The 24,259-nt window shown below is 47.3% G+C and carries 26 protein-coding genes and 1 pseudogene; 15 read left to right on the forward strand and 12 right to left on the reverse strand.

All coding sequences use genetic code 11. From position 1 onward, the window contains the following. Positions 1-365: 365 nt before the first annotated feature. From L4174_RS18035 to L4174_RS18050, 4 genes are all read left to right on the forward strand, one after another. Entirely contained in the window at positions 366-656 is a 291-nt protein-coding gene (locus L4174_RS18035) for a hypothetical protein (RefSeq protein WP_248142527.1), read from the forward strand. Positions 657-1,013: 357 nt separating this feature from the next. Then, the gene (locus L4174_RS18040; protein ID WP_248142526.1) at positions 1,014-1,262 is read left to right on the forward strand and encodes a hypothetical protein; all 249 of its coding nucleotides are present in this window, start codon (positions 1,014-1,016) and stop codon (positions 1,260-1,262) included. A 251-nt stretch (positions 1,263-1,513) separates the two neighbouring features. Beyond that, positions 1,514-2,107, forward strand: a complete 594-nt coding sequence (locus L4174_RS18045; protein WP_248143334.1) for a TetR/AcrR family transcriptional regulator — start codon at positions 1,514-1,516, stop codon at positions 2,105-2,107. A gap of 51 nt (positions 2,108-2,158) precedes the next feature. Beyond that, a complete protein-coding gene (locus L4174_RS18050; protein WP_248142525.1) occupies positions 2,159-3,067 on the forward strand; it encodes an alpha/beta hydrolase in 909 nt (302 codons plus the stop codon). Here the strand turns inward: L4174_RS18050 and L4174_RS18055 are convergent. Further along, positions 3,027-3,782 carry a 1-acylglycerol-3-phosphate O-acyltransferase gene (locus L4174_RS18055; protein WP_248142524.1) on the reverse strand — a complete coding sequence of 252 codons (756 nt, stop codon included), beginning with the start codon at positions 3,780-3,782 and terminating at the stop codon, positions 3,027-3,029. The genes L4174_RS18050 and L4174_RS18055 overlap by 41 nt on opposite strands. Before the next feature lie 228 nt (positions 3,783-4,010). Between L4174_RS18055 and L4174_RS18060 the strand changes: the two genes are divergently transcribed. Beyond that, the gene (locus tag L4174_RS18060) at positions 4,011-4,628 is read left to right on the forward strand and encodes an NlpC/P60 family protein (RefSeq protein ID WP_248142523.1); all 618 of its coding nucleotides are present in this window, start codon (positions 4,011-4,013) and stop codon (positions 4,626-4,628) included. 112 nt (positions 4,629-4,740) lie between these two features. Beyond that, positions 4,741-5,259 carry an aminoacyl-tRNA deacylase gene (locus tag L4174_RS18065; RefSeq protein WP_248142522.1) on the forward strand — a complete coding sequence of 173 codons (519 nt, stop codon included), beginning with the start codon at positions 4,741-4,743 and terminating at the stop codon, positions 5,257-5,259. Between the two features lie 76 nt (positions 5,260-5,335). Here L4174_RS18065 and L4174_RS18070 read toward each other — a convergent pair whose 3' ends face one another. From L4174_RS18070 to maoP, 3 genes are all read right to left on the reverse strand, one after another. Continuing rightward, on the reverse strand, positions 5,336-7,327 hold the full coding sequence (locus L4174_RS18070) for a flavohemoglobin expression-modulating QEGLA motif protein (RefSeq protein ID WP_248142521.1): 1,992 nt from the start codon (positions 7,325-7,327) through the stop codon (positions 5,336-5,338). Further along, positions 7,311-8,339, reverse strand: coding sequence for a glutathione synthase (gene gshB / locus L4174_RS18075; protein WP_248142520.1), 1,029 nt, complete (start codon positions 8,337-8,339; stop codon positions 7,311-7,313). The genes L4174_RS18070 and gshB overlap by 17 nt, the downstream gene beginning before the upstream one ends. Positions 8,340-8,452: 113 nt before the next feature. After that, on the reverse strand, positions 8,453-8,809 hold the full coding sequence (maoP, locus tag L4174_RS18080) for a DUF413 domain-containing protein (protein ID WP_248142519.1): 357 nt from the start codon (positions 8,807-8,809) through the stop codon (positions 8,453-8,455). A 162-nt stretch (positions 8,810-8,971) separates the two neighbouring features. Here maoP and hdfR point away from each other — a divergent pair, with 162 nt between their 5' ends. Both hdfR and L4174_RS18090 read left to right on the forward strand, forming a co-directional pair. Next, on the forward strand, positions 8,972-9,832 hold the full coding sequence (gene hdfR, locus L4174_RS18085) for an HTH-type transcriptional regulator HdfR (RefSeq protein ID WP_248142518.1): 861 nt from the start codon (positions 8,972-8,974) through the stop codon (positions 9,830-9,832). A gap of 285 nt (positions 9,833-10,117) precedes the next feature. After that, positions 10,118-10,282, forward strand: coding sequence for a hypothetical protein (locus tag L4174_RS18090; RefSeq protein ID WP_248142517.1), 165 nt, complete (start codon positions 10,118-10,120; stop codon positions 10,280-10,282). Positions 10,283-10,419: 137 nt separating this feature from the next. On the opposite strand, the gene yjjG is transcribed toward L4174_RS18090, so the two are convergent. The 3 genes from yjjG to L4174_RS18105 all read right to left on the reverse strand — a co-directional run bounded on the left by yjjG (position 10,420) and on the right by L4174_RS18105 (position 12,551). After that, positions 10,420-11,103: a pyrimidine 5'-nucleotidase gene (gene yjjG / locus L4174_RS18095; RefSeq protein WP_248143332.1), complete on the reverse strand. Its 684-nt coding sequence runs from the start codon at positions 11,101-11,103 to the stop codon at positions 10,420-10,422. Positions 11,104-11,225: 122 nt separating this feature from the next. Continuing rightward, positions 11,226-11,531: a hypothetical protein gene (locus L4174_RS18100; protein ID WP_248142516.1), complete on the reverse strand. Its 306-nt coding sequence runs from the start codon at positions 11,529-11,531 to the stop codon at positions 11,226-11,228. Positions 11,532-11,621: 90 nt separating this feature from the next. Then, the gene (locus L4174_RS18105) at positions 11,622-12,551 is read right to left on the reverse strand and encodes a chemotaxis protein (RefSeq protein WP_248142515.1); all 930 of its coding nucleotides are present in this window, start codon (positions 12,549-12,551) and stop codon (positions 11,622-11,624) included. Positions 12,552-12,941: 390 nt separating this feature from the next. On the opposite strand from L4174_RS18105, the gene L4174_RS18110 reads away from it, so the two are divergent. Both L4174_RS18110 and L4174_RS18115 read left to right on the forward strand, forming a co-directional pair. Beyond that, positions 12,942-13,121, forward strand: coding sequence for a hypothetical protein (locus L4174_RS18110; RefSeq protein WP_036754379.1), 180 nt, complete (start codon positions 12,942-12,944; stop codon positions 13,119-13,121). A 251-nt stretch (positions 13,122-13,372) separates the two neighbouring features. Next, positions 13,373-14,098: a thioesterase II family protein gene (locus L4174_RS18115; protein ID WP_248142514.1), complete on the forward strand. Its 726-nt coding sequence runs from the start codon at positions 13,373-13,375 to the stop codon at positions 14,096-14,098. An 85-nt stretch (positions 14,099-14,183) separates the two neighbouring features. On the opposite strand, the gene L4174_RS18120 is transcribed toward L4174_RS18115, so the two are convergent. After that, complete coding sequence (locus L4174_RS18120) at positions 14,184-14,882, reverse strand: DUF1223 domain-containing protein (protein ID WP_248142513.1); 699 nt, start codon at positions 14,880-14,882, stop codon at positions 14,184-14,186. Between the two features lie 203 nt (positions 14,883-15,085). On the opposite strand from L4174_RS18120, the gene L4174_RS18125 reads away from it, so the two are divergent. From L4174_RS18125 to trpS, 4 genes and pseudogenes are all read left to right on the forward strand, one after another. After that, positions 15,086-15,730, forward strand: coding sequence for a TetR/AcrR family transcriptional regulator (locus L4174_RS18125; protein WP_248142512.1), 645 nt, complete (start codon positions 15,086-15,088; stop codon positions 15,728-15,730). Then, positions 15,727-16,598: pseudogene (locus tag L4174_RS18130) on the forward strand (SDR family oxidoreductase). The gene L4174_RS18125 and the pseudogene L4174_RS18130 overlap by 4 nt, the downstream one beginning before the upstream one ends. Positions 16,599-16,720: 122 nt before the next feature. Next, positions 16,721-18,400 carry a hypothetical protein gene (locus tag L4174_RS18135; protein WP_248142511.1) on the forward strand — a complete coding sequence of 560 codons (1,680 nt, stop codon included), beginning with the start codon at positions 16,721-16,723 and terminating at the stop codon, positions 18,398-18,400. A gap of 267 nt (positions 18,401-18,667) precedes the next feature. Further along, the gene (gene trpS, locus L4174_RS18140; protein WP_248142510.1) at positions 18,668-19,666 is read left to right on the forward strand and encodes a tryptophan--tRNA ligase; all 999 of its coding nucleotides are present in this window, start codon (positions 18,668-18,670) and stop codon (positions 19,664-19,666) included. Positions 19,667-19,735: 69 nt separating this feature from the next. Here the strand turns inward: trpS and L4174_RS18145 are convergent, their stop codons facing one another. From L4174_RS18145 to L4174_RS18155, 3 genes are all read right to left on the reverse strand, one after another. Beyond that, positions 19,736-20,305: a YceI family protein gene (locus L4174_RS18145; RefSeq protein ID WP_248142509.1), complete on the reverse strand. Its 570-nt coding sequence runs from the start codon at positions 20,303-20,305 to the stop codon at positions 19,736-19,738. Beyond that, positions 20,302-20,844 carry a cytochrome b gene (locus L4174_RS18150; RefSeq protein WP_248142508.1) on the reverse strand — a complete coding sequence of 181 codons (543 nt, stop codon included), beginning with the start codon at positions 20,842-20,844 and terminating at the stop codon, positions 20,302-20,304. The genes L4174_RS18145 and L4174_RS18150 overlap by 4 nt, the downstream gene beginning before the upstream one ends. 228 nt (positions 20,845-21,072) lie before the next feature. Further along, positions 21,073-21,777, reverse strand: coding sequence for an HAD family phosphatase (locus L4174_RS18155; RefSeq protein WP_248142507.1), 705 nt, complete (start codon positions 21,775-21,777; stop codon positions 21,073-21,075). Between the two features lie 290 nt (positions 21,778-22,067). Between L4174_RS18155 and L4174_RS18160 the strand changes: the two genes are divergently transcribed. Continuing rightward, complete coding sequence (locus L4174_RS18160; protein ID WP_248142506.1) at positions 22,068-22,850, forward strand: EAL domain-containing protein; 783 nt, start codon at positions 22,068-22,070, stop codon at positions 22,848-22,850. Between the two features lie 23 nt (positions 22,851-22,873). Here the strand turns inward: L4174_RS18160 and L4174_RS18165 are convergent, their stop codons facing one another. Further along, positions 22,874-24,259 (reverse strand): aspartate ammonia-lyase, encoded by a 1,386-nt coding sequence (locus L4174_RS18165; RefSeq protein ID WP_248142505.1) that lies wholly within the window; start codon positions 24,257-24,259, stop codon positions 22,874-22,876.

The following is a 24,259-nucleotide window of genomic DNA, read 5'->3' on the forward strand; positions in this document are numbered from 1 at the left end:
TTGTTTTAATATGATTTTTTATCGGGTGAATAAGAGCATAGATGCATCTGAGATTTCAATAGGAGGATAGCGAAATCATCTATAACCGCACGAAAATTAATGGCAAAGATGGTTGGTGGTGTGAGGTTGCGCTAAAAATCCGATACTCAATCCAACGCTTATGATCCGGCGAGGGGGGAGAAGGTGAATCACTCGGATGACAGACCAGTGAGCGTTCAATGGAAATTATGCAATAAATTTGAATGGTAGGGTTTATTTGACATCAAAGCATCGCTTGCTATGCTCTTGGGGTATCGAATTGATGTGCGTTTGAATTCATAAAGGTACTTATTCACATGATGGCTAATCAGAGATAAGGAGCATTTATGAAAATCGTTTATGGCAACATAGATAAAAATGGAAACATTGTATCTGGTAGTGGTGACTTTACAGTTGAAAATGTTGGTGCGGGCCATTACAAAGTTGGCTTTAAACAAGCTTTTTACTTAGCGCCAAGTGTTGTCGGGTCTCAAACTGACTACGATAGCTCTAATCAAAGCCCACTCGACAACATCGTTTTTCCTTTTGTTGAAACAACAGGGTTTTCAGCCAATGTTGGCGGTGCGAATGGGAGCTTTCAGAATAGAAGCTTCTCATTTATTGCAATTGGCGAATAAATTTTGTTTACGATGTCGTCATAAAATTGAAGCCTGCAAACGCAGGCTTCAGAGAAGTTTGTCTCCTCTTCTTGCAACCCTCTCTTCGAAGAAGATGATGTTTAACCAGCCTGATGGCATCCCGCGCTGAAGTCTGCTGTTCTTTATCCCCGTAATCCGGTTGATCTCAAACGCTAATTCAGTCGGAATCGATGGTTCAATTTCTTGTCTTCCACGTTACTGAAGTCGGTACCCGCAGGAACGGTTCACCTGCGACTCGGGAAACGGTCAGAATTAGCTATATTTATATTGTTAAGAATCGTGATGAGGTGGAGAAGGAATTTCTATTCTTTATCCAAGCAGTGAGAGGATTTGATTATGGTTCTTTCTGAATGTCGCGAAATGTTCAACCAACACACACTGGTCGAGGCGAGGCTGGTGCATGACTTTCTGAGTGCCGGCTGGAGTGTGAACTTCAAGGATAATGATGGGAATGATTATCCGCTGACGGATGTGTACGGGATCCCCTGCAGCTATGATTCTCTGAAACAGGCAGAGGATATTGTTCACGAAATTGGCGACTGTCCGATTCAGGTCGACAGTCTGTTTCATTTCTCTGAACGCTAGCACTAACTCTTTGTTGTCCTGCTGAGATCGTGGATTTCTAGCGGACGGAAGAATTGAGTGGTCGGAAGTAACCATGCTGGTTCGACCACTCTTCCCTTGTCTGAAATAGAACGATCGTGCTTTACTTGGTCGGTCTGTTGATCACCATTGGCTGTCTGACAGCACGAATGAGTTCTTCGGCGAAGTTGGTGTCACCCGAGTGGCGTGTGCAGGCAAAATCAGCAGACTCAGGGAATGAGAAAGGAAGTGCAATGAGTAAAGGGCGGGTCACTCGCGAACACATACTGAAAACGGCATTCGATCTGGCCAGCAAAGATGGACTGGACAGTCTGACCATTGGTCAGCTTGCCAAAGCATCCGGGATGTCGAAAAGCGGGCTGTTCGCACACTTCAATTCCAAGGAAAATCTGCAGGTATCAGTGTTGCAGTATGCGGGAGATTATTTTGCACTGCATGTTATTCAGCCCGTCCGTCGGATTCAATTTGACTCGGTAGAACAAAAACTCAGGTCATTGCTGAGCCACTGGCTGGCATGGAACCATTCTTTTCAGGGCCGGTGTATGTTTATTGATGCCTGGAAAGAACGAAGGCACGGTGACGATTCTGTCCAGTTGGAGCTCGACATCATTACAAGGCGTTGGCTGGATTATCTCTGCCTCCAGGTGGAGAAAGGGAAGTTGTCAGGTGAGTTCAGAGCAGACTTAGATACCTGGCAGTCAGTTTTTCGGCTGTATGGCGCTTATCTGAGTAGTCAGCTCTTTCATTCTCTGGCGCTGGAAGACGATGAAAGTCGCCGGTTCTGGTGTGAAGTCGAAACCGTTTTTGCCGAGTGGCGAACACCATAATTTTTAAAAACTTAAAAAAGCACGACCGTTCTTTTTTTGTGGAGGCAAGCAATGAGCAGCAAAATTTATTTCAATACAGCGGGTGGCCTGAATCTCAGACGCCGCGCAACGAATCTGATCACCCGTGCTTATCACAGAATGGCTCCATCTCATGCTGTAAATACGGCGCGGAAATTGTTACTGACGCCAGAAAAAATAATCAAGCAAGCGGAACAGCCTGACGGGATGCGCATTAAAGCGATTCAAAGCACTGAAGGCAGTCTGATGACTTATGCATTGGGGGATGGCCCGGTGTGGCTGCTGGGGCATGGCTGGTCAGGTTCAGCCAGTCAGTTTTTCCCGCTGATGGAAAAAATTGCAGCGGCGGGGTTTACCGCACTGGCGTTTGATAATCCCGCTCATGGGAACAGTGAAGGGCAGTATGGCCACTTACCGGGATTCGTAAAGGGGCTGGAAGCTGTGATTGATCAGGATGTGGAAGAGCTGGCAGGCGTCGTGGCTCACAGCATGGGCTGTACTATGGTCCTGGAAAGTAAGCATCCGAAGCTGGCTGGAAAACCGATGTTTTTGATTGCCCCGGTACTGAACTACAGGGACAACCTTTATCGGATGGTTGATGTGTCCGGTTTTTCGCTTCGTTTATTCCGGGATGTGGTCGGGGAAATCGAGCAGCAATATCAGTATCCGATTGATACAGTCGACACTTTTGCCCGGTTGTCTGAACATCAGGGGAAGGTTCTGATCGTACATGACGTTTCAGATCGGTTTGCACAGATTGAGCAATCCCGGGATGCGAATGCCCTGAACCATGTCGAATTGATAGAAACCGAAGGGTTAGGGCATAGTCGGATCCTGAGCAGTCAGGCGGTCCTGGATGCATTTGATGTCATCAGTCCGTCCGCATTATCATGGCACCGGATCAGCTCGATTTCGCTGCAACAGTTTCAGATTGAGCGGTAAGTGCAGCAACTTCTGCATCCAGTTTAGCAATATGATTCAGCATCATTTCATGGCAGTGGTCAGCCAGTGCTCTGGCGTCCTGGACGGTCATTGCTGAAGTGTCAATCGGGTCAAGATACTCAGCAATCACGGTCCCGTTGTCCCGGTTGCTGAGATCAATCTTGTTGTAAGTGCTGCTGACCACCATAGGCACAATGGGTACACCTGCCTCAATGGCCATTCTGAATGCACCAGTTTTAAAGGGCAGCAGACCTCGTCCTTTACTTCGGGTGCCTTCCGGATACATCCAGACCGACAGATTTCGCTCGTGAATAGCAGTGACAACCTGTTTGATGGTGTCTCGGGCTTTGGCTTTGTTTTCCCTGTCAATCAGGATATTACCGGTAATCCAGTAAAGCGGACCGAAAAAAGGGATCCAAAGCAGGCTTTTCTTGCCGATGGAAACTGTTCTGGGCCGAACCATTCCGGGGGAGGTGACGAAATCAAAAACGGTCTGGTGGTTTGAGATGTAGACGGCTTTGCCGATCCCGGTAACTTTTTCCTCACCGCGCTCAATAATCTGCACGTTGACAATTTTTCTCAGCACTTTAAACCATTGGCTGAAAAAATAGACATGTTTCGGATCGCGCGGACTGAACAAACAGTAAATCAAAGCGAACAGACAGGTGAACACAATAAAAACGGTAGCCAGTAAGAGGCGGATAAAAGCGAGCACAACAACTCCTTATATACACAAACTGCTTTTTCTTTAGCGTAATCCAGTACAGGAATTTCGCAAAAGAGGTCTGATGAGTTGTATGCAACAACTCACAAAATCGCATGCTAATTCACTGAAAATGCAAACAATTTCTTGCGTATCCTGCGCATTAATGAATTTGGACTGTTCTGTAGGGTGAAAATATCTTTGTCAGAAGTGCTTTAAGATTGTCCAGATGGCGGCGACATGAGTGCATCAGGACAGGGCTTCGTGCATAATCACTCCTTTGTGGTACTTTTTTGCGCTGAGGTTGAAATGGTCACGACGAAGCTGATTTCATTCTTCTGCTTACGACAGAAATTGCTGAAAATGTTTGCCCTTGTCGCAATTCTTATCCTGACGGGCTGTAGCAGTAAGCCTGATATAAACGACGAAGCCGCAGAAAAAACGCTGACTGCAAAGACGCCAACTCATGTTCCAGTAAGTCTTGCCATACAACCACCTGCACCCAGTTTTCAGACTGTATACCAAAGCTGGAAAGGGACTCCATACCGGTTGGGCGGAACCACCCGAAGCGGCATTGACTGTTCTGCATTCGTGCAACTGACTTATTCGGAGGTATATCAGCAAATGTTGCCCCGAACGACGTCGGAGCAATCCCGTTTAGGGAAGCCGGTGCCATTATCTCTGGCGAAAAAAGGTGATCTGATCTTTTTTCGGACGGGCCGAACTATGCGTCATGTTGGGATTTACATGGGAAACAATGAGTTCCTGCATGCTTCTACGTCACAGGGGGTTGTTGTTTCCAGCATGGATGCCCCCTATTGGCAGCGGGCATTTTGGCAAGTACGCCGGTTACAGTGATTCTTGGTCGCTGACCTTTACATATGCCACCAAAATTTCTGGGCCTCTGGCTCGCAAAATGGCCGGAGCCCTCTCATAATTTGTGTGGGACTGGATTTCCAGGAGGTGACCTATGGCGATGGCAATGACAGTCGGGCAATTCCTCAACAGCCATAATGTGGACTTCAGCCTGACACATCACAGACATACTGATACGTCTTTCAGCTCTGCAATCTCTGCACATGTGCCCACATCTCAAGTGGCAAAAGCGGTCTTACTGAAAGATCAGCAGGGAGACCATCTGATGGCGGTTGTCCCCTCAAACCGGCGGGTGATGATTGATAAAATCAACCGGATTATGGGCAAACAGTATTTTCTGGTGGGTGAGCATGAATTGTCCAAGATCTTCCAGGACTGTGAGCCGGGTGCGGTTCCTTCGCTGGGACAGGCATATCAGATCAATATGCTGGTGGATGATTTGCTGCTTGAACAAGATGAACTGTATATCGAATCAGGGGACCATGAAAACCTGATCCATCTGAACAACAAGCAGTTCCACAAAGTGATGCGGGATATTCCACACCGCAATATTTCAGGCTACCGGATGCTGTTTACACAGGAACATGACGGACGTCACTGGGAATGGGAATAGCAGACCGTAAGTGATCGGCCTGAATAAACAAAGACGAGATCCCCGGCGGGAATCTCGTCTTTTTTGTCTGTGATTCTTAATCAATGCAATTCAGCATGAAATTAATAATCGGGTCCGTCTCTGTGTTCATCGACAGGGCCTTAGGCATGTACTGTGGGGGTAACAGTATCTCACGTTCAATCAGCTCGTCTAACAACGGTTTGAATTCAAAGCCGGTTTTCCCGATAAACAGTGAAGTCAGATCGGTTTCTCTGTGTAAGCGGAGCGCATCTTTCAGACCTCGCAGATAGAGGAAGTCTTTTGTGAAGCCACCGCCCCGGTAAGCACGGGTGGTAATCGTAAACGCCGTATCGTCAGACAAACCGTAGTCGAATTTCAGGGTGCTGAAGGTTTCATTGAAGCTGCGCTTATTCACCATCATATCCACGGCTACGACACGAAGCGCCAGGGTTTTCAGCCGGTGGAGCGGGAAGTTCCCTGACAGGTGCTCACACAAAATTGCCAGACCCTCCTGCGTATGCGTGTTGCCGGGCAGGCCCAGCTGCAGCACTTTCAGGGGTTGGGCTTCGGCATTCACGCTGGTGACCATGTGCACACCCATTTCGTGGTGAATCAGGGCATACAGGTCTGCAGGAGTGAAGCGGCTGTTCAGGTTCACCTTCACTGTGCGTCCGCTGACCATCGCGCGGGCGATCAGTTTGGTTGTGCCCTGGATTTTACAGCTGAAACCGTAGTCCTCAGCAGCCAGGTTGAAGGCATCAATCGCCTCATCTGCGCTGATTGTAGCTGTTTCACGCTCTGCGTATTCACGGGCATGCAGGATGAACCGGGCATTGGCGATGTCGCTTTCATCCGGGCGACCGTAGTAACGCAATGAGTTATAAAGAAACTCTTCATGGCCCAGACTGGTCAGCAGGTCGATACGAACAGCCAACTGGTCAATCACCTTGCGGTACATAGCCTGAATACCTGCGTCACGAATGTCTTCCACAGGCAAACGATAGAGCTGCTCACGGAATTTATACGGATCCAGATCCAACTGCCGGTACGTAAACTTAGGCTGGTACGCATCACGATTATGCAGGAAGCGTCTTTTTTCCTGCTTCAGGTTGATCGGGTTGATATAGCTGAGGGTATTCAGGCCACGGGCAAACCGGTATAACTGGCGATCAAGCTGCACAACTTCCTTTGGCAGTTTAGAGTCCAGTACGTGCGCTTTCTGACGTCGGCGCGTTGAAGGCTGCTTCATACGTGATTCAATCACATAAGCCGCATGGCCTGTCAGAGTGCTTTTCAGCTCGGTTTTGAGTTGCTCTATGACCAGAGGGTAACTTTCACCACCATTCTCATTCATATACACCTTCTTAATCTCAATCGGTAAGATCAGGGTGCGGGAGAAATGATCACGGACAAAGGTGGCCTGATATCCCATCCCCTGGAAGACCAGATTTTCACCGGCAGTCACTGCCAGGTTGGGCAGGTTCACCTGACCCAGACGCGTCAGTAAATCCTTAATTTCTGACTGCCACTCTTTACGATCAACCTGCGCCGTACCCAGGTTAAAGGTAGGGCACGGTGTGGTAATGCGTTCGTAATTATATGAGTGTACGTCATAGACGACACAGTAGCCGAACTTATGCTCCAGAGCCGTGATCAGCGCATGAAAAATCCGGTAGTAGCAACTGTGCTTTGCAAGGGATGCGAACCTTTCTGCATCGGTCAGCGGAGCGTGCCAGACATCTTTGCCCCAAGCCTGAGAGTAGATGCAGCTTTTCGGATCGCGATTAAGATCGTATTCATAGCGGGAATCTTCGCCCTGCAGCACAATCGGCATGGATGCGACAAACTCACCTGTATAAGGATCTTCTTCGAAATATCTTTCCTGTGCAGAAAGGTGGCACTTGGCCACCAGTTCAGGACGCATTCTGCTGCCGTGATGAATGGCTGTTGCCACAAACGGCTGGTACTCAGAAATACGGATGGTCAGACTGCCATCAGCCAGCTGAGCTTCAAAAGGTATATTTTGCTGGATTAGTGCCAGCACTTCATGCTCAGCTAGTTGCCGCATCTTCGATAACCTGTCTGAATTTATTTTTACGCGCGATGCTGACATCTTTCGCTTTCACAACGCTCTCGACAAAGTCGATTACTTCACGTTGCAGTTTTGTGCGGTTCAGGCGGTTGATACGGGTAATCCCGCCCGGGCTGAGTACATTGACTTCAACCAGTTTGCCGTTGATCACATCCAGACCGACGAAGTACAGGCCGTCACGGACCAGTTTCGGGCCGATATGACGACACAGGCGCAGTTCCTGTTTGGTCAGCGTGTGCTTCACTTCCTGACCACCGGCATGAATGTTCGAACGGACATCATCTTTTGCCGGAACACGCTTCATTGCACCAATAGGTTCACCATTCAGCATCATGATGCGCACGTCGCCTTGTTCAGCGCCTTCAATGTAATCCTGCAAAATCACATAGTTGTGGTCATCGCCGATATAGAAGTCGAGCAAAGAACGCACACTGGATTTAGCGCTTTTCTCAACCAGAATCACGCCTTTGCCGCCGTAACCGTTCAGCGGTTTCATGATCATGCGGTCATTCGGGTTCTCTTCCAGCACACGCTCGAGATATTCACGGTTTTTGGAAACGTGAGTGACCGGAATGAACTCACGGTTCGGGTCAGGCAGGGAAGCCGTGTAAAGTTTGTTATTGGCAACCCGCAGGCCGTCAATATCATTAAAAATGAAAGTATCGTCACGTACCGAGTCCAGGAAGTTCAGCGCCATCGTGTCCAGCGGCGGGTTAGCACGCATGATAATGGCGTCAAACCCTGCCAGAGGTAGTTCGGCTTTGCGGAATTCTGCTTTCCGGTAAAAGCTTGGAACATTGTTGGAAACGATTGTCTTTTTCAGCACTCGGCAAAAGGCAATTGCCATACTGTCACGCATGGTCAGGTTACTAGGCGTTGTCAGAGCAACAGTATGGCCACGACTGGCAACTTCATGGATCAATCGTAGAGTAGAGTCGGTTTCCGGTTCTACTTTGTGCCAAGGGTACATCACGAAACAAATTTTCATTTCTATAAACCAGTTTATTGCCCGGTTGCATGGGGCAAAAAAGAAAAGAGCCACGCGCTATTAGGCGAATGGCTCGGTAAAGCATCTTGCTATGGCGATAGTCAACAGATTACTCAGTAATCCATATCCTCATCGCTACCGCCGCTATCATCGCTGTCATCTTCAAAGCTGTTCGCCGAAGATTTGCGAGGAGAATTGCACAAGGTATAGCTACGTACCTTGGTGGATGTCTGTTTCAGGTACTTCATCCAGCACTTCGCGAAATCTGATGCAATTTCCTGCTGACCTGTAATTTCAGCAAAAAACTGCACTTCTTCCGGGTTTTCAGGCTGAAGCAAACCTTCCTGGATACCACGCATGGTACGTCCGTAACTTTCCAGAATATTGGCTTCGCTGAGTGTGAATACGCCTGAGCGGTTAAAGCCGCGTGGGAAATTTTTATCGTCGTAAAATTTGCCTACACTTCTCATCTGATCACCTGCCATGTGAGATTTGCGCTGATATTCTTTCAGGTTTGTCGAGTTGTAAATCAAAGGTTTTTCGTCGTCACGATAAAACTTTTTAATGATAAGTGCGGGTCGCTCAGTGTAGTATCGCCATGAGTCCCTTCTTCTATATATACGGGTTAACTTGTGGACACCGAATTACTGAAAACATTTCTTGAAGTCACCAAAACAAGGCATTTTGGCCGGGCTGCCGACAATTTATATCTGACGCAGTCGGCTGTCAGCTTTCGGATACGGCAGCTCGAATCACAACTGGGTAATGCTTTGTTTTCTCGCCAGCGTGGGAATGTTCACCTCACGGCAGCCGGTGAGCGGCTGCAGCCTTATGCTGAGGCGATTTTACAGACCTGGAGCCGTGCGAGGCAGGATGTTGCTTTATCAGACTCCTGTAATAATCAGATAACGCTGGGGGCTTCGGCATTGGTGTGGGAGTTTGATGGCATCTCAGACTGGATCAGCCGCATCTATGGCGCGATTCCGGACCTAGCTTTGCGACTCGAGACGGTTTCAAGACAGGGGCTGGCGAAACAGATTCTGAATAAAAGCATTGATGTGGTCATTACCAGTGAACCGCCCAAGATTGACAACCTGATTGTCAATAAAGTCAGGGAGTATCAGTTACAACTGGTTTGTCATATGCCGGATTGTGATATGACAGGTGTCAAAGATATGCCTTTAGTTTATCTGGACTGGGGAACCCGTTTCGCGGTAGAGCATAGCCGCATATATGAGTTACAGAAAACACCGATACTGCATACCCATTCAAGCAAGATGGCGCTGGAGCATTTGCTGAATAATGGTGGTGTCGGTTATCTGCCATCGCCTGTGATTGCTCACAGTGTTGAAGCAGGGGAGCTTTATGTCGTCAAGAATGCACCCGTGATGGAGCAAACTTTGTATCTGATCTGGCGCGATGACAACGAGAAAATTGAGTTGCTGGATCGCTTGCTGGACGTTGCGTTCAGTGAGATTAGTGAAAGTGTATAAGCACAGTTTTCTGAATAAAATATTTTGTTGTCATGATTAAAATATCTTGTTGTACAGAGATTCAGGCTTTGCATTAGTCTCGCTGCTGGAAGGAGGGCGGTTCTGGTGAATTCAAGCTCTCGCTGTATTGGCTATGTGCAGCGAATGAACCGACTTTCTTGTCATACCGCTGAGCATTTGTGTTTTTTTGAATTGTTCCCCTATGCTTAGTGGTGATGGTCAGCCCGGTTTGGGGTGGCCCAACATCCTCAATGTTTTTATCTGGTTGTGTGTCAGGAAACAAGCATGGCAAAGTTAGATGAGAAGTTCCGCAAAGGGTCGAAGTCCAAACTCAAGAGTGATTTTGATGATGACTTTTTTGATTACAATCAGCAGGCGCGGAAGAAAAAACGCCGCCCATCGCGCCAGCGTCAGGACAGCGGTGAGTACATGGATTTCGACTACGAGTAATTAAAATTTCACGACATAGCCTCCAGTAAGTAACGATTCACGTTCAGCTGGAAACCAGACACGAGAAGCGCACCCCAGGGTGCGCTTTGTTATTTTTGGAATCTCTTCAGCAAAATCTTTTCAATCAGGGCTGAATTTTACTGTACGTCTTTCAGTAAGAGTGAAGACAGCTCATCCAGGTGGCTGACGATATAACTCGGACGAATACCTTCCGGTGCCTCGTGATCATGATGATTCAGCCAGCAGGTATCCATGCCTGCATTGATGCCCCCCAGAATGTCTGAATGCGGATTGTCACCGACCATGAGCACTTTGCTGCGTTCTGGGTTACCGATCGCATTCAGCGCGTAATCAAAAATCTCAGGGGCTGGTTTGGCTGCGCCGACCTGTTCTGAAATGATTAATGTAGAGAAGTAATCTGTGACCCCGGTCCGGCGTAAACGGACATCCTGAAGTTCAGTAAACCCGTTGGTAATAATGCCCATTTTTACGTGCGGATTCAGCCGTTCCAGCATTGAAGCCGCGCCTGGCAGTAATGAACAGGTGTCTGCCATCGCCTCAAGAAATGCGCTGTTCAGAGTGACTGTCGTGACATTGAGCTTGGAAGCCCAGTATTCAAAACGCAGGTGTTTGATTTGCTCAGCGTTGATATCACCGTTTTGATAGTCCACCCAAAGTGGTTTGTTGATACGTTGATATTCAGAGAAATGCTCAGGGGTAAAATCAACCTCAAAACGGGAAAACATCAGTTTGAGGCCGCTGTAAGCATCGAAATGGAAAAGTGTTTCGTCAGCATCAAACAATATCCACTGGTATTTCATAGAGTCAGCCTGTGAAGTTGAGGAAACCCACATCTTACTCTTTTCATCGCCCGGCAACAAAAGAAACCGGGCAACAGCGGAATTACATGATTGATACAGCAGCGGAAATGGCAGTGTGATGATTATGCTGCCAGATGGTCGGTCATCATCCCTGTGGGTTCATTGTAGAGCTTGATCACCAGGGTCAGCGTTTCTTTTTGTGTATCTTCTTTAATGGTGTCTATGGTGTAGAACTGGCCGGTTTTATTTTTTAAAGATTTCTTCACCAGCTGGGCAATGCTGTCGTCGATGTCACCTTTGACTTCAATGGTTTCGACTAATTGAAAGTAACCATGATTTGCTTCATCAGGGGCAAGCAGTTCAGGATTGGCTAAAGCTGAGCCAGAGGCGCTGAGAAGAATGGCACTGAAAATGATGCGCTGAAACATGTGGGTTCCGTCAATGAAAGATGAATATTGCTCATAGCGGCAACTGTGCCATAGCTGCCGCAGTGAATGTCAGCATTCTGTTAATTTGGATTATTCGACATAATTTTTTTGATCTTCAGTCAACACATTTTCCTGATGCTGATGCGCACCTCTTAACATGGCATGAATCAGCTCATTCGCTTCGAATTTAGTCAGTGCTTCATGGGCACCCACCTGATGTGCCTGAGAGACACTGATTTCGCTCGACAGCGATGTGTGCAGGATTATATAGGTGCCACTCAGTTTGGCACTGTTCTGGACTTCAAATGCCAGCTCGTAGCCATCCAGTCCCGGCATTTCAATGTCACTGACCAGAATTTCAAAGGGGTGACCTGCGTCGGCAGCCTGATTCAGCATTCTGAGGGCGTCAGTCCCGGTAGTTGCGATGTGATAAGGGATGCTCACGCTGTCCATTGCCTGACAAAGCTGGCGGCGGGCAACGGCAGAATCATCTACCAGCAGAATTTTCAGCGGGCGCAGAATTTCGCGCTGAACATCGGTCAGAACCGGATGAAGGCTTTCAGGAGAATCAGGAAACACTTTAGACAACAACAACTCAATATCTAATAACTGAACCAGCTGGTTCTCAATATTTGTCACACCGGTAACAAAGATGTTTCGGCCCAGCGATGGCGGCGGGGCGTCAATGTTATGCCAGTTACACTCTGTAATTTTGTTGATCCCTCGAACCAGAAAACCAACCAGCCGGCGGCGGCAGTCGGTGATAATGATATAGCATTGCTTCAGTTCTTCCGGTGTGAGCGCAGGGTAACCGATGGCCTTAGCCATATCGATCACCGGCAAGGTGTCACCACGGAGGCTGGCTGCTCCTAAAACCGTTGGATGGGATTGCGGAATAGCAGTTAAAGGCGTAAAAGGAACGATTTCTTTCACTTTCAGTGTGCCAATGGCAAACAGTTGCCGGGAATTCAGCCGAAAAAGCAGCATCCCCTGAGATTGATTGGTTGCGGTTTTGAGCATTGCAGCTTCCCTTTTCCACCCGTCAAATTGTCTTCTGTTGCAACAGAAGAGGACAAGATTTTAATCCGATTATAGTAGCCTGTGGTTCTGGCAAAAGGAATTCATCGTATTGATTTTATTCTTAGTACTTGAACTTTGAGGCTGATCCAGCTTTTTCCCGGTTCAGGAGAAATCTGTTGTCCCAAATGACCTCGTGGCGCGGATTATGCGGGGGAAGATTGGGCTTTTATATAGCGGGTCATCTGGAGCTGAATGCGCTTGGAATGTCGCCGGAGTGCGTTGAATACAGCTATAGTTATAGTCAAAAGGCATACAGGGAAGGGGCTGTGAACCCGGTGCAGTGAAACGCATGGAATGCTGAGGACGTTGAACTCTGAGATAGGTGTGGTTATGGAATTACGGAATAGAACTGGCGATATTGCTCACCTGGCAGACAATCTTACGTTGAAAGAAATTGTCGATATGGGATTTTCAATTGATCTGTGTGACGAAAACTATGATCCCAATGAACACTGGACGATCAGGCAATCCCGTCAGAAAAAAGAAGGTGAGTATCCTTCGAATCAATGAATTGATGGCCAGAGCATTTTGCTCTGGCTTTTTTCTATTTCAGCATGGATTGATATTCGTGAAATAAACACGTTATGCTTTGTACTTCCTGTGGTGAAATGGGAGTCGTTTTTGTCTGTTTGAAATATTCATGGGAATCACATTGATGAATGGGGAATATAAATCATCTGTTTTCATCATTTCATTTCAGTCTTCATTCTGATTCGCGATAGAAAATTAAAGAACTCGGTTTTAAAAAGGATGTTATACGTATGCGTGGTCGCTTTATTTGTTATCAGCCAAACCCGACAGCGGAAGTGAATCTTGTTTGTTTTCCATTTGCGGGCGGAAGTGCAGCAATATTTCATCCATGGGTGGCGCAGTTGCCCCGCCATGTCCAGTTGTTAGCTTATCAGCCTCCCGGGCGGTCGCAGCGTATGGCTGAACCTGGCTGTATCACGATGCAGGAGTATATTGAGGATATCTGGGGTGGTTTACAGGGACACTTAGAAAAACCATTGATTCTCTTTGGCCATAGCATGGGTGCGCTTATTGCCTATGAAGTTGTCAGAAAATTGCATCTAGAGAACCCGCATGTGCCGGTGAAAGCATTTTTTTCTGCGGCAAAGTCACCCTGGAAAAAAAATCGGGCGAAACTCATCAGCCACCTCAATGATGATGAATTTATCAACGAGCTGAAAAGAAAAGGGGGCTTTCCGGAAGAGATTCTGAACAATCAGGAGTTGATGGCACTGTGTACGCCATTTATTAAATCTGATTATCAGCTTGTTGAACAATACTGCTCTGAAGAAACACGTCAATTGGCTGTCCCTGCGACTGTTCTTGCCGGTCTGGAGGATGAAATCTCAGAACAGGAACTGGCTGAGTGGGAAAATGGGTTTACTGAATCACCGGATATTCATCATTTTCCTGGAGGTCATTTCTTTCTCCATGAGCATGCGGTAATGAATGAGATGATTGCCTTAATCACCCGTTAACCGAACATTGAACATTGCAGACACCCGTGGATTTTAACGCCATCGGGTGTTTGCATGGCTGAACTGACGTCACTGATTCGTCTGCTTACTTTTCCAGCCATCCGGCGACAGTCTGTACCGGGACAAAACTGTTTTCTCTGGTGAGCCAGACAGCTACAGCATCCGCATTGAGTGGAATCTCAACCTGCGTGAAAGTCCAGGTGGATTCTGAGGCTTTACGGGAATCACTCAGGACAATATGGTCATACACAAGATTTTTTCCGGCATTTTCACCCCGCTTTATCTGAGTTTGCTCATCCATCGCCAGAATGACTAATTGAGCAATAAAGCGACCTTTGCCTTTGTAATCGAGCTGAAATGTATTTCCATTTCGGGTGAGTTTCAGAATTTCTGTAGCTCGGGAATTGTGCGCCGGTAACGGCTGCCTGCGGAAAAAGCCACGCCACTCCTTGCCGTCAATCACAAATCCCGGCGTATAGACGCCGCTTAAGATTCTGTACTGATGATAGAGCCGCTGCTTCAGGCTGTATTCTGGCTTTGAAAATGTATCTTTCCAACCCAGTGAATCCCAGTAATCAACATGATAGACGACTGGAAGGATCTCTTCCCAGAGTTGATATTTCTGTTTCAAAGCGCTGGTGAAGTGATCGGCCGGCGGACAACTGGAGCAGCCTTGTGACGTAAACAGCTCAATGACCTGCGCTGGGGGGCCAGAATGTTGCCAAGTTTGTGCAGGAGTAATTGGGCTGACAAGAAGTAAGCTGGCAGCGATGACTGTTTTCATTTCTCTTTTCCCACTGGATGTCTTATCTGAACAGACCTGGGTTGAGGCACTTGCATTTCAGACAGCATGCAATGATTTGAATTTGAGGGGCCATGTGGATCATTGCGAACCCGGTAATCAGCAGAAAAACAATTAATGAACGATTGCGTTTCATAATTATGGTGGCTATATTTTCACCCTGATTGTTGACAAAGAAGATCGTGATGAACACAGAAACTCGTAACGGTTTAGCCGGGCGGCCAGTTGATTCCCAAAAGACATTGCAGATTTTTTCAGCCATTGACGAAATACTGGCGGCTGAAGGAATCGCCCGTCTTTCCATTGAACGGATTGCAAGTACAGCCAAAGTGTCGAAAGTCACTTTATATCGGCGCTTTACTAACCTCGAAGGCGTGATCAGTGCTTATGTCGAAAGTTTCACACAAACTGCGCTTGAGCGTTCTCTCTCTGAAATGCAATCACTTGGGCAGTTCAGTCCTGAACAGAAACTGGTCCGGTTAGGGACACAAGTGATGGTGCTGATCAGTCAGCCCAGTGTGATTGCATTTGATAACGCAATTGCCGCGGCAGGACCTAAATTTCAGGGGTTAAAGGAAGAATTGTTTCGTCACGGTCCCCAGCGTGTGGTCAGTGAAATCAGCGATATTTTGTCGCAGTCAGGCGTGAATTCACTGTCGTTCACGCTTGCGCAACTGGCTGACATGCTGTTTCAGCTCTGGAAAAGTGATTTTTATGATGAACTGCGGTTCACGGGACATATGCCGTTGTCCCCGGCACAGCTTGAACAACACGTGCTCATCAGAACACAATTTTTTCTCAACGCACTGGAGCGGGAGTCGGGTGCATGACAAGTTCTTCGAAAATATTACTGGCCGGTGCAACGGGTTATCTTGGGATGCACCTGACAAAGCAATTACAACAGCACGGTTATGATTTCCAGGCGTTAGCACGGAGTCCTGAGAAGCTGAAAGCAATGGGGCTTTACGATGAACAGATCGTATTGCACAAGTTACCGAACCAGCGTCACTGAAAGGATGCTGTGAAGGTGTTGAGGTTGTGATTTCCTGCGTTGGGATCACCCGTCAGCGAGATGGACTGAGTTATATGGACGTTGATTATCAGGCCAATCTGAATTTGTTACTGGAAGCAGAACGCTCGGGTGTGAAGCGATTTATCTATATTTCAGCTTTCAATGCACCCAAATTTCAGACCGTTCGGTTATTGAAAGCAAAAGAGCAATTTGCAAATCGCCTGCTGATTTCCACTATCGCGAGTCCCTGTGTTATCCGTCCAAACGGATTTTTCTCGGATATGACAGAGTTCTACAAGATGGCCAAGCGGGGGCGTGTATATCTTTTTGGAACCGGGCAACTGAAACTGAACCCGATTCATGGGGATGATCTGGCAAATTTTTGTATAGAAGCTATCAATTCCAATCATACAGAACTGGATGTCGGTGGACCGCAAATCCTCACCCACCGGGAAATTGGAAAAGTTGCATTTCGTGTATTGCAACAACCTGAAAAAATCACCTGCCTGCCCGACTGGTTACGGAAGGGGGTCCTGGCTGTCGCTCGCTTGTTGCCTGTGCAAGTTGCCGGCCCGGTTGAGTTTTTTGCGGCTGCGACCGCTCAGGATATGGTGGCTCCTGTGTATGGTCAGCATACGCTTGAAGCATTTTATACAAGTTACGCGCGTTCAACCGATCCAAACTAAGAAAGAGTGAATTTACAAAATAGGATGGGATGATGACTTGCTTCTGATTCAGTCAACAGTCAGTATGAATGAAACAAAATGCATAAATAAGCATTCAGGGACAAATAATCAAGGAATCAGGCATGACCAGCAAACACAATACGATAAAAATCTGGGGAATTTCAATTGCCACCTTACTTGGCATTGCAGCCTGCGGCGGTGGCGGCGAAAAGGGGAATGCTCCGGCAGCATTTAATCTGACGGATGTTGCGATTGAGCAGGAAGGGTCCGGAAGGATCAGTTTTGCCTGGCAGCCATCAGAAAGAGCAGAGCGCTATCAGATCTGCATTGAAGAGCAGCGTCAGTGTACAGCCATTGGCGAAACCACGGGTCTTGAACGGATCCTCACCCTCCAAAACAGTAAGGCACTGACACAACCCCAGTATTTCATCCGCGCAATTAATTCAGACGGTTATACCGATTCCAACCTGATGGCACTTCCGGTTTCAGACCTGATTAAAACAGCCAGGGTCTATTTCCCATCTGACAGCCAAAAAAAATCGATCTTTGCAGCCAATGTTAGTATGAGTGCGGACGGCAACACCATTGCAGTTGCTGCGCCGTTTGATAATATCAGCGAGTCATTTTTTGAACAAAATGCGGGTGCCGTTTACATTTACAGACGTGATCAGGCTGGTTACTGGAAAGATCCGGTTCAGATTATTGCCAGCAATCGAGATGGCTACGATTGGTTTGGTATCGGTATCAGCTTGTCGGATGATGGAAAAACACTGGCAGTCGGGGCAAGTGGCGAACAGTCAACATTCGTTGGCCAACCGACGCAAAATATGAATGATGCCGTTGGAGCTGTGTATATTTTCGAATCAAATGATGATGGTCAATGGCAGGAAGCAGCGTACATCAAAAGTTCTTCCAGCCTGGATTTATGGGATTACTTCGGTGGACAGGTTGAACTCAGTGGCAACGGAAAAACGCTTGCCATTGCCGCTATAGGTCACGATGCCGCGACAACCGATGATCCGTTTGATAACTCCAGAGCAGATACGGGAGGGGTGTATTTGTTCGAACGTCAATCCGATGGCAGCTGGATTGAAAACCAATATCTGAAAGCAGCAGGATTGGAAAGAGGGGCTGGCTATGGTTACGCGATGGCGATGGATGGCGCTGGAACACAACTTGTCGTCGGAATGCCTTATTCTGGTGGCACATACCGCTATGGTGAAGTATTTACTTATTCAAAAGATGCAGAAGGTCACTGGCAGTTCAAAGGAATTCTGAAAGGAGCAAGGGAACCTGTTGCTGAATTCGGATCAGAAATTGATATGGACAGCCGTGGCGATACATTGGCGATTACGATGCCTGGCAGAAAAGGGGATGTCACAGGGGTAGTTCGGGTGTACAAACGAACGTCTTCGGGTTCTTGGATACTTAGTACAGAAATTTCTGATCCACAGCAGGATAAATACAGTGATTTTGGTCAACGTGGACTGAGTGTCAGCCAGAATGGTAAAGTGATTGCCATTGGAGCAATTACTACAGATGTGGCTGATCCGGACAATCCGGGAACTCAAATCATCAAAGCAGGTACAACTTATCTTTACAAGTCAGATGAACAGCAAAACTGGCAGCACAGTGTCACACTGCGTGCGACTGAAATAAAAAGTGATGCTTATTTTGGTCATGCGATTGATCTCAATCAGGATGGCAGTGCTGTTGCGATCGGGGCCAGTGGTTTAATGCTTAGAAATCCTCAGATGGCAACCACTGACGTTGACCTAAACAGCAGTGTGGTCATTTATTGATCTCTCTGTTTACACATATAGCGGTATAACAGGCAAGTACGGCCATGCAGCCGTGCTTGCAATCCATTGAGTATGCCGTTAGTGTGTTGAGCATGAACTCAAATATTCCTCAATTCACCTTATCAATTCGCTGGTGGCGCTCCTGAAGGAGCGGCACTGAATTTTTACGTTCATTTGCCGCCGGAATTGGCAGCCAATGAACGCAATGTCTCCGATCTGATGTTTCCTTTGGCTGCCGTAGACTGGCTTTATTCAAGGAAACTCAAGATGAAAGAACGCATTCTTACCGGTGACAGACCGACCGGTCCATTACATTTAGGGCACTTTATCGGCTCGCTTCAGCAACGGATCAAACTTCAGCATACCCATGAACAAACCATTCTGGTTGCAGATTTACAGGCGCTGACCGATAACGGTCAGAACCCGAAAAAAATCTCAGACAATATTCTGAATGTTGTCGCAGACTATCTGGCTGTGGGGATTGATCCCTGCAAAACAACGATTTGTCTTCAGTCTGCATTACCGGCTTTGTCTGAATTAACCATGTATTACTCGAACCTGGTGTCGATTTCCCGGCTGGAACGGAACCCGACGGTTAAGAACGAAATTCACTTTCGGGGATTCGGAAAAACTATACCTGCCGGATTTTTAACTTATCCAATCAGTCAGGCGGCTGACATTACAGCATTTCGTGCGACCCAAGTGCCGGTTGGTGATGATCAATTGCCCATGATAGAGCAGACCAATGAAATTGTTCGCCGGTTTAATTCAGTTGTTCACGAACCGGTTCTTTGTGAGTGTCGGGCATTGTTGAGCCATTTTCCAAGATTGCCCGGCGTTGATGGTAAAGCAAAGATGTCGAAATCGCTGGGGACGGCCATTCCATTGGGAGCTACAGCTGATGAAATAAGAGCAGCGGTGAAAGCCATGTACACAGATCCGAATCATTTGCGTATTGAAGATCCGGGGCAGGTTGAAGGAAATATCGTCTTTACATATCTGGATGCCTTTCATTCGGACAAAACGTTTGTTGAGGAACTGAAATCCCACTATCGTCAGGGGGGATTAGGTGACGGAAAAACAAAGCAAATTCTCGAAGACTGTTTGCAGTCTATGTTGACGCCTATCCGGGAAGAGCGCGAAAAGTTACTGGCAGATAAAACGATGCTGGTTGAGGTCCTCAGAGCCGGCACGGAGAAAGCCAATGAAGTCAGCCAAGGCGTGTTACTTGATGTGAAACGGGCATTAGGCATTGCCATGTTTTGAGTGAGCATGAAAAAAATCCGGCTGTATAAGGCCGGATTTTTCAGCACTTGATATGGCGTCATATCAGGATTACAGACGAACACCTTCAACATGCAGTTCCATGTCCGCATAGCTTGACGTGCCCATGACCGGAATGCCGAAATCAGCCAGTTCAATGCGGGTTGTGCCCGTAAATCCTGCGCGGTAACCGCCCCATGGATCTTTACCTGCACCTACAAATTCTGCATCAATTGTGATTGGTTTGGTTTGGCCTCGCAGTGTCAGATCACCGTCAATCGCCAGTTTTCCATTGCCTTTGTCGGTCACTTTGGTGCTGGTGAACGTCGCTTTAGGGAATTTGCGGACTTCAAGAAAATCTTCACTGCGAACGTGTTTGTCACGGTCAGCCTGGTTTGAATCGAAGCTGGTGGTATCAATATTCACTTTAACTTTTGAAGCACTGATGTTCTCAGGGTCATAGCTGAAATTACCGTCAAAAGTATTAAAACGCGCTTTAATAAAGCTGTAGCCCAGGTGGCTGATTTTCAGGTTAACGGATGCATGCGCACCTTTGTTATCAATCATGTAATCTGCAGCATTGGCAATTCCCGGAACAACCAGGGCCGCAGCCAGACTTAAAGCGGTAAGATGCTTCTTCATTTTTCCTTCACTCCCAACATTTTTTTCAGGGTATTATCTTTATGAATAAAGTGGTGCTTGAATGCCGCCACTGCATGGAGCAGTGCCAGTCCAATCAGGGTGTAAGCCAGATATTCATGAATTTCTCCAGCAATATCGGATTGATCCAGGAACAATTCTCCCATCGACGGAACCGTCAGCCAGTTGAAAACTTCAATACCGCGACCATCAGAGGTCGAAATCAGGTAACCACTGATAAACAATCCGAACAGTAAAATATAGATGACGGCATGCGCTGATTTCGCGGAGATTTTTTCCAGTCCGGAACCAATAATTTCAGGTTGATTCTTGATGGTTTTCCAAAGAAGACGAAACAGCGTCGCAGCCATCAGACTCAGGCCGATAGATTTGTGCCAGTGTGGTGCAACGGTATACCAAGAAGAATAATAATTGAGATCGACCATCCATAGGCCAACCGCAAAGAGTCCGATAATGACGACAGCACTGAGCCAATGCAGGGTAATGGAGACCCAATCGTAATGCGTGACCTCTTTTTTCATGTATCCGGATATCCTGAATGAGAACTACTTCCCTATTCTAGAGGCAAATGTTTCAAAAATCAGTGCATTATGTTGAACAAGCTCTTCGAAGAAATTGAACAAGTCGGAAAAAGCCAATGAAATCGTGATGTAATCGGCCGAAGTCAAGAGTGATAAATTTGTAACCAGATATAACAACCCTCTCAGACGGAGGGCTGTTGAGCAATTTTGTGCTTTTTAATCATGCAATTAGCGCTGGATGTCATTTTCATGGCGCCAATTCATAATTGTCCACTCCTGTATTTGAGCATGCAGGGCTAAAGCTGGATCCGGATTGACTGCAAATGGGAAATCAACAGCCTGGAGAAGTGGGAGGTCGTTCATTGAATCGGTATAGCAATACAGGCTGTGAAACTGGGTTGACTGATCCTGCAGCCATGCCTTCAATCGCGTGACTTTCCCTTCACGATAGCTCAGCGTACCGGTGGTGCTGCCGGTATAAATGCCGTTAATGGTTTCAAGCCGAATCGCAAGCGCATCATCAACCTGGAGTAATTCAGCGATTGGTTTAACGAGATGTTCACTGGTCGCAGAGATAATAATGACAGTATCACCGCGCTTTTTGTGCCAGGTGATTCGTTCAGAGGCATCAGGAAAAATAGCGGGCTGAATGCGCTGTTCGACGAATTCACGAATCATTGGCGCCAGATCCAGTTCAGATTTACCTGAAATCGGCGCAAGCGTCGCAGTCATATAGGACTGCATATCCATCTTGCCTTTCGCATAATCCTGCATCAGTGCCTGCTCTTGTTCGAGCAGATGCTCAGATGCCAGTCCTTTGTCGACAAGGAATTTTACCCACAATGAAGCCGAATCTGCGGCAATCAGGGTTTCATCTAAATCGAAGATGGCAAGATTGGGTAATTTTGTGATGGGTTGAATGTTGGATAACAACGTGTCTTTCCTTTCCTTCAGATTTAAGGGGTAAGATTATGTGCGAACCATGACACGAATGTTTCAGTGAAATGTCGGTTTGAAGTCATCTCGCGATAGATAAATCAGAAAAATTAACTTTTTTGTGACATTTTTCCCAGCATGAGTGCATAAACTTCACATGTCTCAATCTTGAGACAGTTTTTGGTCGCCACTCTCTATATAGTTCGGCGGTTTTACGTGAGTATGCAGGCAGGAGTGCAAGCTTTCATGAGCGTATGCCATTTCATTCATCGTGTGAAGAGATAAATGTGAGCAAAATTATCGCCACAATCAAAGACATTGATATGCACCTGAGAACGGAATCTGACGGTAGTATTAGTGCAGCGTACGATGCCTATCAAATCAAAACCGCATTTCAGCCGATCCATACCGTTCATGGTGAATTTTTTGGCTATGAAGCACTGGCCCGGGTTTTTAATGAGGCTGGTGAAGAACTGAAAACTGAGCCTTTTTTTACTTCTGAATATCTCGACATGACAGACCAGGTCAACCTGGATCGGTTGGCACGAGCAATTCATGTGAAAAACTTTGCCAGTTTTTTTCCTGCCCATTTCCTCTTCATTAATATGATGCCTGATGTGCTGCTGGCTCATAACAGGCAAGCTTCTGCAGAAAAGTTTAATGACTTCGGTTTGATGTCCAGTCAGGTTTATGTCGAGTTACTTGAACACGATTGTTCATGTAATCACGAGCTTCAATGGGTGCTGGGTCAGATGCGGGCACAGGGCTTGAAAATTGCGATCGATGACTATGGCGTGAAAGCTTCGTCAGAACGCCGGGCGCGTTTGTTAAACCCGGATATGATCAAAGTGGATCGCTCTTTGCTGGCCGGTTATCTGGCCGGAGACACGCAGCCGCTGATTCAGGTTGTGAAACTGGCTCAGGAACTCGGCGCAAAATTGTTGCTGGAAGGCGTAGAAAACGAGGAAGGGCGGGAAGTAGCGACTCAGCTGGGGGTCGACTATATGCAAGGATTCTATCTTGGCCGTCCGCAGTTATTGTCTGAGATGCTGGAATCAAGGGTTTACTGAGGTAAACCCTTGAGACTATGTTCTTAATGAGCGACGCCGCCTGTTGTGAGCTTCTGCGGATCCAGTAAACTTTCCAGTTCGCTGCGCGTCAGTTCAGTTTCCTCTTCAGCAACATCCAGAATATCCCGTTTCTCTTTGTAAGCCTTTTTAGCGATTTCAGCCGCTTTCAAATAGCCGATCACCGGATTCAGTGCCGTCACTAGAATTGGGTTTTTCGCCAGTGCTTCCTGAAGTTTATCCTCACGGACATGAAAACCGGCAATGGCTTTATCCGCCAGCAGGGTGAATGCGTTTGCGAGCAGTTCAATGCTTTGCAGCAGGTTATAAGCAATCACAGGCAACATCACATTCAGTTGGAAGTTCCCGGATTGTCCTGCCACTGTGATGGTTGAATCATTGCCGATGACTTGTGCAGAGACCATGGCTGCCGCCTCTGGAATCACCGGGTTGACTTTACCGGGCATGATGGATGATCCGGGCTGTAAGGCTTCCAGTTCTATTTCGCCTAAACCAGCCAGCGGTCCGGAATTCATCCAGCGCAGATCATTGGCAATTTTCATCATGGCGACGGCAGCTGTTTTCAGCTGTCCGGATAAGGCCACAATGGCGTCCTGGCTGCTCAGGTTGTAGAAAAAGTTATCACTGCAGCTGAAAGGTATTTCAGCAGAAACGGACAAGTTGTTGGCAAAGGTTGCAGCAAATTTCGGATCTGCATTGATCCCGGTACCAACCGCGGTGCCGCCCTGAGCCAGCGCGGTGACATTTCCAAGACTCTGAACAATGCCGTGGTGTGCTTTTTCAATTTGCGTCTTCCAGCCCTGCAGTTCTTGCGCCAGTGTCACCGGCATCGCATCCATCAAATGAGTGCGGCCAGTTTTGACGATATGCCCGACTGCCGCCGATTTTTCATCCAGCGTCTTGCTGATATGTGCCATGGCCGGGAACAGGTGTTCATGGCATGCAATGGCTGCACTGACCTGAATGGTTGTCGGAATAACGTCATTACTGCTTTGTCCCATGTTGACATGGTCATTCGGGTTGACGGTCAGACCTGACCGGTTTGATGCCAGCGTTGCAATGACCTCATTGGCATTCATGTTAGAGCTGGTGCCGGACCCTGTCTGGAAGACATCAATCGGGAACTGATCAAGATGATGGCCGTCAATGATCTCCTGACAGCTGTCGATAATGGCATGAGCGATATCATTGTCGAGCAGGCCCAGTTCAAGATTACTTCTCGCGGCGGCTTGTTTGACAAATGCAAGAGCCTGAATGAACCGGGCTGGCATGGTCAGGTCGCTGACAGGGAAGTTATTCACCGCGCGTTGGGTCTGTGCCTGATACAGCGCATTCTGGGGAACCTGTACTTCACCCATGCTGTCTTTTTCAATTCGGTAATCTTTCGTCAT

This window comes from Photobacterium sp. CCB-ST2H9 (assembly GCF_023151555.2).
Classification (GTDB): Bacteria; Pseudomonadota; Gammaproteobacteria; order Enterobacterales; family Vibrionaceae; genus Photobacterium.

Excerpts from the sequence above, each read along its gene's own strand:
- L4174_RS18040 (WP_248142526.1), top strand. The coding sequence starts at position 1,014 with ATGGTTCTTTCTGAATGTCGCGAAATGTTCAACCAACACACACTGGTC.
- L4174_RS18115 (WP_248142514.1), top strand. The coding sequence starts at position 13,373 with ATGCGTGGTCGCTTTATTTGTTATCAGCCAAACCCGACAGCGGAAGTG.
- L4174_RS18110 (WP_036754379.1), top strand. The coding sequence starts at position 12,942 with ATGGAATTACGGAATAGAACTGGCGATATTGCTCACCTGGCAGACAAT.
- L4174_RS18145 (WP_248142509.1), bottom strand. The coding sequence starts at position 20,305 with ATGAAGAAGCATCTTACCGCTTTAAGTCTGGCTGCGGCCCTGGTTGTT.
- L4174_RS18120 (WP_248142513.1), bottom strand. The coding sequence starts at position 14,882 with ATGAAAACAGTCATCGCTGCCAGCTTACTTCTTGTCAGCCCAATTACT.
- L4174_RS18065 (WP_248142522.1), top strand. The coding sequence starts at position 4,741 with ATGGCGATGGCAATGACAGTCGGGCAATTCCTCAACAGCCATAATGTG.
- L4174_RS18100 (WP_248142516.1), bottom strand. The coding sequence starts at position 11,531 with ATGTTTCAGCGCATCATTTTCAGTGCCATTCTTCTCAGCGCCTCTGGC.
- L4174_RS18150 (WP_248142508.1), bottom strand. The coding sequence starts at position 20,844 with ATGAAAAAAGAGGTCACGCATTACGATTGGGTCTCCATTACCCTGCAT.
- L4174_RS18135 (WP_248142511.1), top strand. The coding sequence starts at position 16,721 with ATGACCAGCAAACACAATACGATAAAAATCTGGGGAATTTCAATTGCC.
- L4174_RS18090 (WP_248142517.1), top strand. The coding sequence starts at position 10,118 with ATGGCAAAGTTAGATGAGAAGTTCCGCAAAGGGTCGAAGTCCAAACTC.
- maoP (WP_248142519.1), bottom strand. The coding sequence starts at position 8,809 with ATGAGAAGTGTAGGCAAATTTTACGACGATAAAAATTTCCCACGCGGC.
- L4174_RS18070 (WP_248142521.1), bottom strand. The coding sequence starts at position 7,327 with ATGCGGCAACTAGCTGAGCATGAAGTGCTGGCACTAATCCAGCAAAAT.
- yjjG (WP_248143332.1), bottom strand. The coding sequence starts at position 11,103 with ATGAAATACCAGTGGATATTGTTTGATGCTGACGAAACACTTTTCCAT.
- L4174_RS18105 (WP_248142515.1), bottom strand. The coding sequence starts at position 12,551 with ATGCTCAAAACCGCAACCAATCAATCTCAGGGGATGCTGCTTTTTCGG.
- L4174_RS18050 (WP_248142525.1), top strand. The coding sequence starts at position 2,159 with ATGAGCAGCAAAATTTATTTCAATACAGCGGGTGGCCTGAATCTCAGA.
- L4174_RS18125 (WP_248142512.1), top strand. The coding sequence starts at position 15,086 with ATGAACACAGAAACTCGTAACGGTTTAGCCGGGCGGCCAGTTGATTCC.
- L4174_RS18165 (WP_248142505.1), bottom strand. The coding sequence starts at position 24,259 with ATGACGAAAGATTACCGAATTGAAAAAGACAGCATGGGTGAAGTACAG.
- gshB (WP_248142520.1), bottom strand. The coding sequence starts at position 8,339 with ATGAAAATTTGTTTCGTGATGTACCCTTGGCACAAAGTAGAACCGGAA.
- L4174_RS18060 (WP_248142523.1), top strand. The coding sequence starts at position 4,011 with ATGAGTGCATCAGGACAGGGCTTCGTGCATAATCACTCCTTTGTGGTA.
- L4174_RS18045 (WP_248143334.1), top strand. The coding sequence starts at position 1,514 with ATGAGTAAAGGGCGGGTCACTCGCGAACACATACTGAAAACGGCATTC.
- trpS (WP_248142510.1), top strand. The coding sequence starts at position 18,668 with ATGAAAGAACGCATTCTTACCGGTGACAGACCGACCGGTCCATTACAT.
- L4174_RS18035 (WP_248142527.1), top strand. The coding sequence starts at position 366 with ATGAAAATCGTTTATGGCAACATAGATAAAAATGGAAACATTGTATCT.